This is a genomic window from Streptomyces olivoverticillatus (assembly GCF_014203555.1).
Taxonomy (GTDB): Bacteria; Actinomycetota; Actinomycetes; order Streptomycetales; family Streptomycetaceae; genus Streptomyces; species Streptomyces olivoverticillatus.
Window position 1 is genome coordinate 539,359 of the sequence record NZ_JACHJH010000004.1, and the last position, 14,431, is coordinate 553,789.

The 14,431-nt window shown below is 71.5% G+C and carries 11 protein-coding genes; 6 read left to right on the top strand and 5 right to left on the bottom strand.

Annotated elements, in window-relative coordinates; translation table 11 throughout:
* Positions 1-75: 75 nt before the first annotated feature.
* From FHS39_RS16630 to FHS39_RS16650, 5 genes are all read right to left on the bottom strand, one after another.
* The gene (locus FHS39_RS16630; RefSeq protein ID WP_343069612.1) at positions 76-660 is read right to left on the bottom strand and encodes a GNAT family N-acetyltransferase; all 585 of its coding nucleotides are present in this window, start codon (positions 658-660) and stop codon (positions 76-78) included.
* Positions 657-1,955, bottom strand: coding sequence for a lysine N(6)-hydroxylase/L-ornithine N(5)-oxygenase family protein (locus FHS39_RS16635; protein WP_184350107.1), 1,299 nt, complete (start codon positions 1,953-1,955; stop codon positions 657-659). Before FHS39_RS16635 ends, FHS39_RS16630 begins: the two co-directional genes overlap by 4 nt.
* Positions 1,956-2,016: 61 nt before the next feature.
* Entirely contained in the window at positions 2,017-3,534 is a 1,518-nt protein-coding gene (locus tag FHS39_RS16640) for a pyridoxal phosphate-dependent decarboxylase family protein (protein ID WP_184350108.1), read from the bottom strand.
* 158 nt (positions 3,535-3,692) lie between these two features.
* A complete protein-coding gene (locus tag FHS39_RS16645) occupies positions 3,693-4,562 on the bottom strand; it encodes a siderophore-interacting protein (RefSeq protein ID WP_184350109.1) in 870 nt (289 codons plus the stop codon).
* A gap of 5 nt (positions 4,563-4,567) precedes the next feature.
* Positions 4,568-5,602 (bottom strand): ABC transporter substrate-binding protein, encoded by a 1,035-nt coding sequence (locus FHS39_RS16650; RefSeq protein ID WP_184350230.1) that lies wholly within the window; start codon positions 5,600-5,602, stop codon positions 4,568-4,570.
* A gap of 121 nt (positions 5,603-5,723) precedes the next feature.
* Between FHS39_RS16650 and FHS39_RS16655 the strand changes: the two genes are divergently transcribed.
* The 6 genes from FHS39_RS16655 to fxsT all read left to right on the top strand — a co-directional run bounded on the left by FHS39_RS16655 (position 5,724) and on the right by fxsT (position 14,312).
* On the top strand, positions 5,724-6,788 hold the full coding sequence (locus FHS39_RS16655) for a FecCD family ABC transporter permease (RefSeq protein WP_425507786.1): 1,065 nt from the start codon (positions 5,724-5,726) through the stop codon (positions 6,786-6,788).
* The gene (locus FHS39_RS16660) at positions 6,785-7,828 is read left to right on the top strand and encodes a FecCD family ABC transporter permease (RefSeq protein WP_184350110.1); all 1,044 of its coding nucleotides are present in this window, start codon (positions 6,785-6,787) and stop codon (positions 7,826-7,828) included. The genes FHS39_RS16655 and FHS39_RS16660 overlap by 4 nt, the downstream gene beginning before the upstream one ends.
* Positions 7,829-7,880: 52 nt before the next feature.
* The gene (locus FHS39_RS16665; RefSeq protein ID WP_184350111.1) at positions 7,881-8,711 is read left to right on the top strand and encodes an ABC transporter ATP-binding protein; all 831 of its coding nucleotides are present in this window, start codon (positions 7,881-7,883) and stop codon (positions 8,709-8,711) included.
* Positions 8,708-10,762: a penicillin acylase family protein gene (locus FHS39_RS16670; RefSeq protein WP_184350112.1), complete on the top strand. Its 2,055-nt coding sequence runs from the start codon at positions 8,708-8,710 to the stop codon at positions 10,760-10,762. The genes FHS39_RS16665 and FHS39_RS16670 overlap by 4 nt, the downstream gene beginning before the upstream one ends.
* A complete protein-coding gene (locus tag FHS39_RS16675; RefSeq protein ID WP_184350113.1) occupies positions 10,752-11,351 on the top strand; it encodes a GNAT family N-acetyltransferase in 600 nt (199 codons plus the stop codon). Before FHS39_RS16670 ends, FHS39_RS16675 begins: the two co-directional genes overlap by 11 nt.
* 72 nt (positions 11,352-11,423) lie before the next feature.
* Positions 11,424-14,312, top strand: a complete 2,889-nt coding sequence (fxsT, locus tag FHS39_RS16680; protein ID WP_184350114.1) for an FxSxx-COOH system tetratricopeptide repeat protein — start codon at positions 11,424-11,426, stop codon at positions 14,310-14,312.
* Positions 14,313-14,431 lie beyond the last annotated feature (119 nt).

Below are 14,431 nucleotides of genomic sequence, written 5' to 3' on the forward strand. Positions count from 1 at the left end.
CGTCGTGGACGTCCGCCGGGGCGTTCTGCGCGGGGCTGTTCGCGGGGTCGTACGCGGGATTGTTCGCGGGGCTGTTCACTGCGCTGTTCCTCGGCTCATCGCGGCTTCGAACTGGTCACGGGTGCAGACGCTCAGCAGGGCGTCCTTCTCGGGCTTCTCGATGGTGGTGACGGGCTCGAAGCCGACGGCCGCGTTGAGCGCGTGGACAGCGGTGTTGCGCACGTCCGGCTCCACCACGACGCGCCTGACCGCAGGGTCGTCGAAGAGCCACGCCATGACGGTGCTGATCACGGCCAGGGTGAAGCCGTGGACGGGCGTGTCGGCCGGCGCGCACAGGAAGTGCATGCCGACGTCGCCCTCCCGCGGCTCGTACAGGCCCACGAGCTCGACGCGGGCGGGGTCGTAGCGCTCGGCCAGGAAGGCCGGGCGGCCGTCGGCCAGCCCGAGGAAGGCGTCGTGGTACGGGCTTTCGGCGATCTTGCGGTACTCGTCGGCGACCTGGGCCACGTCGGCGTCCTGCATCATCCAGAACGCCGCCTTGGGGTGGGTCACCCAGCCGTGCAGCAGCTCGGCGTCGGCCTCCGGGTCGAGCGGGCGCAGCGCGAACTCGCCGAGCCGGCTGTCAGTGCGGGAGAAGGCAAGGGAGACAGGAGAGATCACGAGAGGTCGCCCTCCGGTGCGCCGAACTCCTGGAAGGCGATCGACTTCTCCACCGCGTAGGGCTCGCGGCCCAGCAGCTCGCGGATGATCCAGGAGTTGCGGTACGGGCCCATGCCCAGGTCGGGGGAGGTGATGCTGTGGGTGTGGGTGCCGGCGTTCTGCAGGAAGATGCCGCGGCCGGTGGTGTCGATGCTGTAGTTGCGGGCGACGTCGAAGCGGCCGTGCCGGTCCCAGCGGATCCGGTCGTGCACCGGCTCCAGGAAGGCGGGGGGCCGGTAGCGGTAGCCCGTGGCCAGGACGAGGCCCTGGGTGGTGAGGGAGAAGTCGCGCTCCTGCTCGGCGTGGTGCAGCCCGAGTGTGTAGGTGCCGCTGGCCTCGTCGTAGGAGGCGCTGTCCAGGGCGGTGTTGGTCAGCAGCCGGGTGGGGACGGGGCCCTTGACGCTCTTCTGGTAGAGCAGGTCGTAGATGCTGTTGATCAGATCCGCGTCGATGCCCTTGAAGAGGCCCTTCTGTGCGGTCTCCAGCCGGTAGCGGGTGTCCTCCGGGAGGGCGTGGAAGTAGTCCACGTACTCCGGGGACGTCATCTCCAGGGTGAGCTTGGTGTATTCGAGCGGGAAGAACCGGGGCGAGCGGGTCACCCAGTTGAGTCGGTAGCCGTGGGTGTCGGTGCCGTCCAGCAGGTCGTAGTAGATCTCCGCCGCGCTCTGGCCGCTGCCCACGACGGTGATGCTGTCCTTCTCCTGCAGCGCCGCCTTGCCGTCCAGGTAGCCGGAGTTGTGGATGAGGTCGCCGCCGAGGCCCTGGCAGGCGTCCGGTATGAAGGGCGGGGTGCCGGTGCCCAGGACGAGGTGCCGGGCCCTGTGCTGAACCGTTTCTCCAGAGCCGGCCCGCACCGAGTGGACGGTGTAGAGCCCCTCGGCCTCGTCGTACTCGACGGAGGTGACCTCATGGCCGAAGCGGATCGAGGAGAGCTTGCCCGCGGCCCAACGGCAGTAGTCGTTGTACTCGCTGCGCACCGGGTAGAAGACCTCCCGGATGTAGAAGGAGTACAGCCGCCCGGATTCCTTGAGGTAGTTGAGGAAGGAGTACGGGGAGGTGGGGTCGGCCAGCGTGACCAGGTCGGCCATGAAGGGCGTCTGCAGCGTCGCGAAGTCGAGCAGCATTCCGGGGTGCCAGTCGAACTCCGGCTTGCTCTCCAGGAACACGCCGTCGAGGTCCTCAAGCGGCTCGGTCAGGCAGGCCAGGCCCAGGTTGTAGGGGCCGAGCCCGATCGCGATGAAGTCATGGGTGGACATGTGTGGTCTCTCGTGCAGATGGCGAGCAGGGGGCGAGGGGCGGCGGAGGGGAGGGCGGCGTTCAGCCGGCTTTGCGGCGCTGCTCGGGGGTCACCTTCTCGGCGATGAACCGGCCCGCGTGGTCGGCGAGGAGGTCGAGGACGTGCGCGATGTCGTCCAGCGAGGTCTCCGGGTTGAGCAGGGTGAACTTCAGGTAGTGGTGGCCGTCGACCTTGGTGCCGGCGACGACGGCGTCGCCGGAGGCGGCCAGTGCCTCGCGCGCGTGGAGGTTGGCGTCGTCGGCCAGCTCGCGCTCCGGGCCGGGCGCGGGCAGGTAGCGGAAGACGACGGTGCTCAGCTGCGACTTGGTGACCACCTCGAAGCGGGGGTCGCGGCTGAGCAGGTCGTAGGCCTGGGCCGCCCGGTCGACCACCTCGTCGAAGAGCTCGCCGATGGCGTCGGCGCCCATGATGCGCAGGGTCAGCCAGAGTTTGAGGGCGTCGAAGCGGCGGGTGGTCTGGATGCTCTTGTCGACCTGGTTGGGGATGCGCTGCTCGGCCATCCGGGCCGGGTTGAGGTAGTCGGCGTAGTACGTCGCGTGCCGCAGGACGGCGGCGTCGCGCACCAGGACGGCGCTGGAACTGACCGGCTGGAAGAAGGACTTGTGGTAGTCCACCGTCACCGAGTCGGCGCGCTCGATGCCGTCGAGCAGATGCCGGCGGGTGGGGGAGGCGAGCAGGCCGCATCCGTACGCGGCGTCGACGTGCAGCCACACCCCGGCCCACTCGCACAGGTCGGCGATGCGGGGCAGCGGGTCGATGGAGCCGAAGTCGGTGGTGCCGGCGGTGGCGACGACGGCCATGACCGCGAGGTCCTCGGTGCGGCAGCGCTCCAGCTCGCGGGCGAGCGCCGCGGGCCGCATGCGCCGGTCCTGGTCGGTCTCGACGGGGATGACGGCGTCCATGCCGAGGCCGAGCATCTTCGCGGACTTCTGGACGCTGAAGTGGCCGGCTTCGGAGGCGAGGATGCGCAGCCGGGGGAGGAAGTCGTGTTTGGAGAGCGGGTTCCCGGCGTAGGCAGCCTCGGCGGCGGCCTTGGCGAAGGCTTCCTCGCGGGCCAGGAGCAGGGCCTGGAAGTTGGACTGGCTGCCGCCGCTGGTGAAGACGCCGTCGGCGCTCTCGCCGAGGCCGATGCGCCGGGCCGTCCAGTCGATCAGACGGCGCTCGATGAGGGTGCCGCCCGCGCTCTGGTCCCAGGTGTCCAGGGAGGAGTTGACGGCCGTCAGGACGGCCTCGCCGAGCAGGGCGGGGATGACCACCGGGCAGTTGAGGTGTGCCAGGTAGCGGGGGTGGTGGAAGTAGACGGCGTCGCGCAGGTAGACGTCCTCGAGCTCGTCGAGGGCCGCGGCGGGGTCGCTCAGCGGCTGCTCCAGGTCGATCGCGGAGATCTCGGGCGCCAGCGCGGCCGGGGTGATTCCGCTGAACGGCCGCTCGGCGCGGGATATCCGGGAGGCGACGCGTTCGACTCCGTCGGTCAGGGAGCGCCTGTAGTGGTCGACGTTGCGGTCGTTGAACAGGTGCGAACGCCCCTGGAAACTCATGGCCAGTCCTCAACGGTTCGTCGGGCTTAACTTAGGCAAGCCTAACCTAAGTTGATCCCGAAATGGGAAACCGGTACCGCGGGTACGGGTTTCCCGTGCGACTGCGGGAGCGTCGTGGCTGGTCGCGCAGTTCCCCGCGCCCCTTACGGGGCGCCCCTCTACGCAGCCGCGAGGGCCTCCGCGCGCAGGTCCTCCTCGGAGGCGCCCAGCCGCCAATAGCCCGAGAAGTGCACCTTCTTGCGGTCGAATCCGCGCTCGCCTACGAGGTGGCGGCGCAGCGACTTCACCGCGCCGGACTCGCCCGCGATCCAGGCGTACGGCGTGCCCGCGGGCAGCACGGCGGTCCGTACGGCGTCGGGCAGGAGGCAGGTGCGGGGGCCGCGGGCGTGGTCGCGGACCAGCCAGGTGATGTCGGCGTCGGCCGCGGTGGTCAGGTCCTGGATGTCCTGTGCGTGCGGGACCTCGATCCAGACCTTGGCCCGGACACCGGCCGGCAGCCAGTCCATGATGCCGCCGACCGCCGGCAGCGCGGTCTCGTCGGCGGCGATCAGCACCCAGTCGGTGCCGAGCGGCGGCCGGAAGCCGACGCTCCTGTTCTCTTCGACGGCCGGCCCGAGAAGGACGGCACGGTCGCCGCGCGCGGCCCGGGAGGCCCACCGCGCGGCAGGTCCGGCCGCCGCGGCAGCGGCTCGCGTTTCCGTGCCGTGCAGCGCGAAGTCGACGTCCACCTCGGCCGGTTCGCGGCGGTGTTCGCGCACGGTGTACGAGCGCATGACCGCCCGCACCGCCGGGTCCATGGCCCGCCACTGCGCGAGCCGGCCCTCGCCCTCGCTGTCCGGCAGCACCGGGGCGCTCTGCCCGGGCTGCGGCAGGAACAGCGAGAAGCTCTGGTCGCGCCCGCCCCCGGCGAACCCTCGCAACTGCTCCCCGCCGAAGGTGATCCTCACCATGGAGGGGCCGAGGCGTTCGGTGCGGACGACGTGTGCGTCGAAGAAGCGGAACTGACCGGCGACGGTGGCGTTTGTCATGTGACTCAGCTGACCTTCTTGGCGCCCTGTATGGCCTTGGCGAGGTTTTCGAGGAGGGGGGCGGCGCCCGCGTAGGAGAAGCGGGGCACGGAGTCCCAGGGGGTGATCTGTCCGGCCTTGACGGCGGGGAGCTCGGCCCAGGCGGGCTTGGCGGCCAGCGCCTTGGGCTGGAGGGCGGAGTCGCGGTTGTCGAGCAGGATCAGATCCGCCTTGTACTTGCCCGCGTTCTCCCAGCTCAGGCTCTCGAAGTAGCCGCCGTCGTCGAGTTTGTCGGGGACGACGATGTCGACGCCGAGTTCGGCGAAGTACATCAGGTCGGAGTTGGACTTCGGGTTCGACGCGTACAGCAGGTCGGCGCTGCCGGAGGCGGCCAGCACCTTGAGGCCGCCGCTCGCCTTGGCCGCCTTGCGCAGGGTCTCGGCCGCGGCCTCGAAGCGGGCCTTGGCGTCGGTGACCTTCTTGGCCTTGAGGTCGGCGCCGAGGGACTCGGCCAGCTCGGCGTAGCGCTTGATCGGCTCGGTCATGGGGACCCGGGCGGTGGTGACGGCCACGCTGGGCGCCAGGCCCAGGATCTTGTCCTTGCTCTCGTCCGGCACGTACCAGAGCGCGCCCTGGTTGAACATGTGGGTGATGAGGAGCTCGGGGCGCAGCGCCGCGTACTTCTCGATGCTGAACTCGCCCCAGGCGTTGCCGAGCACCGTGACCTTGCCGACGTTGAGGTCCCCGGCCTGCGCGACGGCCTTGCCGTCCTTGTCCTTGGTCTCGCCGAAGACGCCGACGATCTCCTTGTCGAGGCCGAAGTCGACGAGGGCCGCCGCGGTGCCGGTGAAGGCGACGATGCGCTTCGGCGTGCTCTTGGCGGTGACCTTTTTCTTGCGGTCGTCGGTGAACGACCAGGCGCCGCCGTCGCCCTCCTTGGCCGAGGACGAGCCCGAACCGCCGCCGCTCCCGCACGCGGTGAGCGCGCCGCCGAGGGCCGCGGCGCCGCCCAGGGCGAGAAGGCCGCGGCGGGTGAGGTGGGAGGGGGAGGAGTGCGGCATGGCGTTGTCTCTCACGCGGTAGAGGGGAGGCTGGAGTGCCGAATGCTTTCTTAGGTTAACCTAACCTAAGATGATGTCCAGTGGGGGCGGCCGCGCTCCCCGCCCGCACCGGAGCCCGCCCGTGTCCGTCACCAAGTCACCGCTAGCCCCCGGGGTTTCGACGGTGCCGCAGCCTCCCCTCGGGCGGCCGCCCGGCTCGCGCAACGCACTGCGCGCGGCCGGACTGGCGGTCTCCCTGCTGGTCCTGCTCGCCGTCGTGGTGCTCAGCATCGGCTTCGGCGCGAGGACGCTGTCGCTCGGCGAGGTGTGGCACGGACTCCTCGACCACGACTCCTCCGCCTATACGGTCGTGCACCGCATGCGCCTGCCGCGCACCCTGCTCGGCCTGCTCGCCGGAGCGGCCCTCGGGCTCGCCGGCGGCGTGATGCAGGCGCTGACCCGCAATCCGCTCGCCGACCCCGGCCTGATGGGGATCAACGCGGGAGCCTCGGCGGCGGTGGCCTCGGCCGCCTCCTTCCTCGGGGTGACGGCCTTCTCCGGCTACGTGTGGTTCGCCCTGGCAGGAGCCGGCGTTGTCGCGGCGCTGCTCTACCTGGTGGGCGGCGGCCGCGGGGCGACCCCGGCCCGGCTGGCGCTCGCCGGCGCCGCTCTCAACGCCACGCTCTACTCGTACGTGAGCGCCGTGATGCTGCTGGACACCGCCTCGCTGGACAAGATGCGCTTCTGGACGGTCGGTTCGCTCGCCGACGCCCAGCCCGCCACCGTGGTCAAGGTGCTGCCCTTCGTCGCGGCGGGCCTGCTGCTCGCCCTCGCCCTGGCCCGGCCGCTCAACGCCCTGGCGCTCGGCGACGACTCGGCGCGCGCCCTCGGCGCGCGCCCCGCCCTCACCCGCAGCGCCGCCATCGTGGCCGTCACGCTCCTGTGCGGAGCGGCCACCGCGGCCTGCGGGCCGATCGTCTTCGTGGGACTGATGGTGCCTCACTTCGTACGGGCCCTGACCGGGCCGGACCTGCGCTGGTTGCTGCCCTACTGCGCGGTGCTCGCGCCCGTGCTGCTGCTCGGCGCCGACGTGCTGGGCCGGGTGCTGGGCAGCCCCGGCGAGCTGCAGGTGGGGATCGTGACGACCGTGCTCGGCGGGCCGCTGTTCCTCTGCTTCGTGCGCCGCGGCAAGGCGGTGCGGGCATGAGCGCCGTACGGTCGAGCGTCATACGCTTCGGGGCCGGCCGCTCCGTGCGCTTCCGCCCGCGGGCGCTGGCCGTGAGCGCCGGCTGCGCGCTGCTGGCGCTCGTCCTCGGCGTCTTCGCCGTCGGCAGCGGCGAATTCACCATCGGCCCGGCGGACGTCGTGCGCACGCTGCTCGGCGACGGCGACCCTGCACAGGACTTCATCGTCAACGAACTGCGGCTGCCCCGCGTGGCCACCGCCCTGCTGGTGGGCGCCGCCCTGGCACTGGCCGGCGCCCTCTTCCAGTCGCTCGTACGCAACCCCCTGGGCAGCCCCGACGTGCTCGGCTTCACCCAGGGCGCGGCGGTCGGGGCGCTCGCCGTGGTCGTCATGGGCGGCAGCAGCCTGGCCCTGGCGGCCGGCGCCGTGACCGGAGGACTGGTCACCGGCGTGGCCGTCTACCTGCTGGCGTGGCGGCACGGCGTGCACGGGCAGCGACTGGTCCTGGTCGGCATCGGCACCGCCGCCATCCTCACCGGGGTCAACGGCTACCTGCTGACGCGCGGACAGCTCATGGACGCGGCGCGCGCCGTGCTCTGGCTCACCGGCAGCCTCGACGGCCGCGGCTGGAAGGACGTACTCCCGCTGCTCGTCGCGATGGCCGTGCTGGTGCCCGTGGTGCTCCTCGGCTGCGGGCGCGCCCTGCGGGTCGTCGAGATGGGCGACGACGTCGCGAGTGGTCTGGGCATCCGCGTCGAGCGGCTGCGCCTCGTCCTGCTGGCCGCGGCCGTCCTGCTCGCCTCCTTCGCGGCAGCCGCCGCAGGCCCCGTGAACTTCGTGGCGCTCACCGCCCCCCAGCTGGCCAAACGGCTGACCAAGGCGCCGGGCCCCAATCTGCTGCCCTCCATGTGCGTCGGCGCGGCCATGCTCGTCGGCGCGGACCTGGCCGCCCAGCGGGTGTTCCCCGGCCACCAGCTGCCGGTCGGCGTGGTGACGGGCGTCCTCGGCGGCGGCTACCTGGTCTGGCTGCTGGCCGCCGAGCGCAGGGCAGGGCGGATATGAGCAGGCCGATATGAGCACGCAGGCGACGGACGGACGGAACGGAGCACGGAGCATGGAACACGGCGGATCACGGCTGAGCGGCCGCGGACTGACCCTCTCCTACGAGCGGCGGACCATCGCCGAAGACCTGACCGTCGCCATCCCCGGCCGGTCCTTCACGGTCGTCGTCGGCCCCAACGCCTGCGGCAAGTCCACCCTGCTGCGCGCCCTGTCGCGCACGCTCAAGCCCGCCTCCGGGTCCGTACTGCTGGACGGACAGGACATCGCCGCCCTGCCCGCCAAGCAGGTCGCGCGGACCCTGGGCCTGCTGCCGCAGTCCTCCATCGCACCCGACGGCATCACGGTCGCCGAACTCGTCTCCCGCGGCCGCTACCCGCACCAGAAGCTGCTGCGCCAGTGGTCGCCGGACGACGAGCGCGTCGTCGCCGGTTCGATGGCGGCGACCGGCGTCGCCGACCTCGCCGACCGCATGGTCGACGAGCTGTCGGGCGGCCAGCGGCAGCGCGTGTGGATCGCCATGGCCCTCGCCCAGGAGACGCCGCTGCTGCTCCTCGACGAGCCGACGACCTACCTCGACATCGCCCACCAGATAGAGATCCTCGACCTCTGCGCGCGGCTGCACGAAGAGGAGGGCCGCACGCTGGTGGCCGTGCTCCACGACCTCAACCACGCCGCCCGCTACGCCACGCACCTGATCGCCATGCGCGACGGCCGGGTGGTGGCCGAGGGCGCACCGGGCGACATCGTGACCGCCGACCTGGTGGAGGAGGTCTTCCGGCTGCCGTGCCGGGTGATCGACGACCCGGAGACGGGCACACCGCTCGTCGTGCCCGCCGACCGTCGACGGGCGTCCGTGACCGCGCACGCTGGAGGGAAGGCATGAGCATCAAGGTGTACCGGGACGCCTGGGGCATACCGCACCTGCGGGCCGACAGCGCGGGCGAACTCGCCTTCGCGCAGGGGCACAACGCGGCCCTGGACCGCGGCTGGCAGCTCGAGGTCGAGCGGCACCGCTCGCAGGGCACCTCGGCGGCTTTCCTGGGCGCCGGTTCGCTCGCCTGGGACCGCCTCGCCCGGCAGGCCCGGCTGGACGACACCGCCCGGCGCTGCTTCGACGGCCTGGACGCGGAGACCGCCGCATGGGTGCGCTCGTACGTCGACGGCGTCAACGCCGGTCTCGACGAAGGGGCCCGGCGGGCACCGGAGTTCGCGGCCGCCGGGCTCACGGCGGGACGGTGGCAGCCGTGGACGCCGCTGGCCGTCTGGCTCTCCCACCACCTCCTCTTCGCGGGCTTCCCGGCCAAGCTCTGGCGCGAGCAGGTGGCCCGTACGCTCGGCGCGGAGGCGATCGGCGTGTTCGCCGCCGACGGCCCCGCCACCTCCGGCAGCAACGGCTGGCTCGTAGCGGGCGACCGCACCGCCACGGGTGCCGCCCTCATCGCGGGCGACCCGCACCGGTTCATCGAGGACCCGGGCATCTACCAGCAGATCCACCTGTCCTGCCCCGAGTTCGACGTGGTCGGGCTCGCGGTCCCGGGCGTCCCCGGCATCGCCCACTTCGGGCACACCGGCACGGTGGCCTGGGCGATCACCAACGCCATGGCCGACTACCAGGACCTCTACCGGGAGCGCCTGCGGCGCCGGCGAAAGCGCGTGGAGGCGCTGGGCCCGGACGGCTGGGAGGCGGCCGCCGCGCACGTCGAGACGGTCGAGGTGACGGGGGGCGAGCCGGTCGAGGTCGAGGTGATCGAGACCGGGCGCGGCGTCGTGATCATCGGGGGCCCGGAGGAGGACGACGGGGAAGCGATCAGCCTCCGCTGCCCGCCGCGCGTCCGCGAAGACCTCGGCTTCGCGACCCTCCCCCTCCTGCTCAGGGCCAAGACCGTCGCCGACGTGGACCACGCCTTCGACCGATGGGCCGAGCCCGTCAACGTCGTGCAGGCGGCCGATACGGACGGTGGCCTGCTGCACCGCGTCGCGGGCGCGGTGCCGGTCCGTCACCGGGACAACGGCCTGCGCGTCGTGCCGGCGTGGGAGCCCGCGCACGCGTGGCGCGGCTGGCACCGCGACATGCCGCGCGAGGCGGTCGACGGCTTCGCGGTGATGGCCAACCAGCGCGGCCTGGCCGAGCCGCTCGGCGTCGAATTCGCCCCGCGCCACCGCGCCGAGCGGATCCGGCAGCTGCTGGACGTGCCGAAGACCTGGACGGCCGCGGACATGACGGCCATCCACATGGACACCCGGCTCGGCTCGGCCGCGCCCCTGCTGGAGCTGCTGTCGCAGCTGGACGGCCTCGGCCCCGACGCCGCACGCCTGCGCGACCGGCTGCTGCGCTGGGACCGGCGCATGGACGCCGACAGCACCGACGCCATGGCCTTCGCTGCCGTGCGCGCCGCGGTCGTACGACGGCTGGCGGCCCACCCGGCACTGGCCGGACTGGCCGAACCCCCGGCGTATCCCGAGGTGTTCCTGCCGTGGCTCGCGCTGATCCCGCGCGTCGCCTACGCGCTGGAGGGGCTGCTGACGTCCGGGCTGCTGCCTGCCGCGGACCGGGCCGAGGCGGTCAGGGCGGCCGTCGAGGACGTGGCGGGAGAGCCGATCGTCCCCTGGGGCGAGGCGCACCGGCTCGCGCCCTGGCAGGCGCTGCCCGGCGCCGAGCCCGAGGAGTGGCCGGCGGTCTCCGGCGACCACGACTGCGTGCTGTCCACATCGAGCATCCCGGGCATCACCGACCGCAGCGTGCGCGGCCCGTCCGCCCGCTACGTATGGGACCTCGCGCGGCGCGAGGACAGCATGTGGATCGTCCCGCTCGGCGCCCTGGGCGTGCCCGGGGAGGGCCACCACCGCGATCAGTTGCCGCTGTGGCAGCGCGGGGAGCTCGTCCCCGTGATCACCGACTGGAACCAGCTCACCGAGGAACGACATGACCACTGAGCCCGCCGCGCCTGAGGAGCAGCACGAGGAGAAGATCGAAGGGTTCGGCACCGTCCGGATCCGCCCGGTCGACCCGCGTACGGACATCGACCTGATCCACGGCTGGGTCGGCGAGGAACGGGCCCGCTTCTGGGGCATGCGGGAGGCGGGGCGCGAGCGGGTCCAGGAGATCTACGCATACCTGGACTCGCTCACCACGCACCACGCCTACCTCCTGCACCGGGACGACCGTCCGGTGGCCCTCTTCCAGACCTACGAACCGGAAGCCGACCCGGTCGGCGAGTGCTACGACGTCCAGCCGGGCGACTTCGGCATCCACCTGATGATCGGCCCCGCGGAGGGAGCCCCGGAGCCGGGCTTCACGGAGACGCTGCTGACGGTCTTCCTGGGCTGGATCCTGGCCGCGGACCCGAACCGGAAGCGGATCATTGCGGAACCCAACGCCCTCAACGAGAAGGCGACGGCACGCCTGCTGCGGACGGGCTTCGAGCGCGGCCCGGAGGTCGAACTACCGGAGAAGCGAGCACAGTTGGTGTTCCTGAGCAGGGACGTCTTCGAGCGCCGCCACCCCGCCCGTGTGAAGATCTGACCTTTCCGATGTCACGGCCCCACCGGCGCGGGATCATTGCCGCAACACTGCGCCAGGGGGCTGGGGGTCATCGTGACGGTCGGCAAACAACGCTTCTTCGTCAGCTACGCGGGCCCGGACCGCGCCTGGGCGGAGTGGACGGGCTGGCACCTCGAACAGGCCGGCCACACGGTGGAGCTGGACCGGTGGGACTGGGCTACGGGGGACGACTTCGTCGGGCGGATGGATCACGCGCTGGCCCATGCCGACGCGGTGGTGGCGCTCTTCTCGCAGAACTACTTCGGGCCGGGGCGGTGGACGCAGGCCGAGTGGAAGGCCACGGTCGCCGGTAAGGGCCGTCTCGTTCCCCTGGCCATCAAATCCCTGGCGGACGAGGACGTGCCGCCCCTGCTGAGGGGGCTGATCCGCAAGGAACTGCATGGGCTCGACGAGAACGAGGCCGTGGCGGCGCTGCTGGAGGCGGTCGACGGGCCGTCGCGGCCGGTCGAATCGGTCGCCTACCCGGGAGCGGACGACACCGGTCCCGACGCGGCGCCCGACGGTGCGCGTCCTCGCCTTCCCCGGGACGACGACCGGCCGGAGGTCTGGAACGTCGCCAGGCGCAACCTGGACTTCTCGGGACGCGAAGCCGAGATCACCCGGCTTCGCGTCGGCTTCCTCGGCGGGCGGCAAGCCGCGGTCCAGGCGCTGCACGGCATGGGCGGCATCGGCAAGACGCAGATCGCGTTGGAGTACGCCTATCGGTTCGCCAGCCAGTACGACCTGGTGTGGTGGATCGACGCGGAGCAGGCGGACCAGATTCCGGTGCACTTCACCGAACTCGCCGACCGCCTCGGCATCGCCAAACCCGACGCCGGTACCGAGTACAACGCCCGCATACTCCTGCAACACCTGCGCACACGGCACCGCTGGCTCGTGATCCTCGACAACGCCGAGCACCCCGACCAGATCGAACCGTGGACGCCCGACGGCACCGGCCACACCCTGATCACCTCGCGCGACCCCAACTGGCGCGGCCTCGCCCACCAGACCGGCCTGGACGTCTTCACCCGCACCGACTCCCTGGCCTATCTCGAAGCCCGCCTCCCGAGCATCAGCGCCGATGAGGCGGGCGTCCTCGCGGAGGCCGTGGGCGACCTTCCGCTCGCTCTCGCACAGGCTGCGGGCGTCATCGGCAGTGGCATGACCCTCGACCGCTACTGCCGGCTTCTCGCCACCAGCACCGCCCGGATCTTGCAGGAGGGCGACGCTCCGGGCTATCCGGCCTCGCTGGCCGCGGCGGTCGACATCGCGACCACGCGCCTCACGGATGAACATGCCGAATCCGGGGCGTTGCTCCGCCTCGGTGCCTTTCTGGGGCCCGAGCCGATTCCCAACGCCTGGCTGGAGAATGCGCGCCCCCGGCTTGCCACCATTCCCGGCGATCCCGACGACTTGATGTGGCTGCATTCCGCACTCCAGCCTCTCGGGCGCTATGGACTGGCGCGCATCGACCACCAGGTGTTCCAGATCCACCGGCTCACCCAGGCCGTCATCCGCGACCAGACGAGTCCCGAGCAGGCCGGAATGATCCGGGATGACATCGCCGCCGTCCTGGCGTGCGTGGACCCGGGGGACCCGGACACTCCGGAAACGTGGTCTGCCTGGGCGTCCGCGGCCTCTCATCTCACCGCGCCTCATGCGGTGGTCGCCGACCGGCCGGAATTGCGCCCCATGCTCCTGCAGGCCGCTCTCTTCCTCATCCGGAGCGGCCAGGCCCGCGGCGCCCATGGCCTCGCCCTCTCCCTGCAGCAGGCTTGGGGCGCCGAACTGGGAGAGGACCACCCGGACACGCTGACCGCGATGCAGTACCTCGGCCACGCGACCGCGGACATCGGCGATGTGGCGGAGGCCCGCCGTGTCGTCGAGGACACCCTCGCTCGCCGTCGGCACACCCTCGGCAGTGACGATCCCCAGACTCTCCAGTCGGCCAACGATCTGGCGGTGATCCTCGACCAGTTGGGCATCAGCGTGCACACCCGGGAAATGTACGAGGACACCCTCGCCCGCCGTCGGCGCGTTCTCGGCGACGACCACCCGGACACCCTCCAGTCGGCCCTGAATCTGGGCCTTGCCCTCCTTGAGTACGGAAAGCTCGAGGAGGCCCGCCGACTGGTCGAGGACGCCCTGGTCCGTCGTCGACGGGCCCTCGGTGACGACCACCCGCAGAGCCTCGAAGCGGCCGCCGGACTCGCCTCCGTCCTTTACGAATGCGGCGATTACGCCGAAGCTCACCGCATGCACGCGGATACGCTCGCCCATCAGCGCCGGGCCCTTGGCGACGACCACCCTCAGACACTGCAGTCGGTTCAGAGCCTCGCTGCCGCGCTGATGCAGGTCGGGAAATACGAAGGCGCCCGCCCTCTGCTGGAGGATGCCCTCGCCCGCCGCCGTCGCACCTTCGGTGATGATCACCCGGAAACCATCGAGTGCGCCCGGCGCTACGCTTCCGCTCTGTCCCACGTCGGTGAACAGCCGGAAGCTCACCGGATGCTCGAAGACGTCCTCGCCCGTTGCCGCCGTAATTTCGGCGACGACCACGGGCGCACGATTCGCTCGGTGAATGCCCTTGCCGTCTTCCTGTACGAGGCAGGCGAATACGTGCAAGCTCGCCGCCTGTTGGAGGACGCGCACGCCAGGGCTCGGCGCATCCTCGGCGACGAAAGGATCGAGACGCTCCGCATCGCCGAAAGCCTCGGCCTCACCTTGTACCGGCTTCGCTGTTACCCGGAATCGGTCGCGATCCTCGAAGACACGCGCGCCCGGCAGCGGCGCCTTCTCGGCGATGGTCACGTGGACACCGTGCACACCACTCAGTCTCTCGCCCGCACCTACACGGCCATGGGTAAACGCTTCGCCGCCCAGCGCCTCCTCTCCCCCAAAAAACAAGGCAAACGCCGCTTCGGCCGCAAGTCCCGCTAGCCGAGGGCGACCTGCGCCCGTAGCGGTGCACGCGCCGGCCCAAGCGGAACCCTCGGGGTCCCCACTAAGGGTCCCCGGGGGCCGGGCTCATCCCCGTTCATGATCACTGGGGGCCTCGT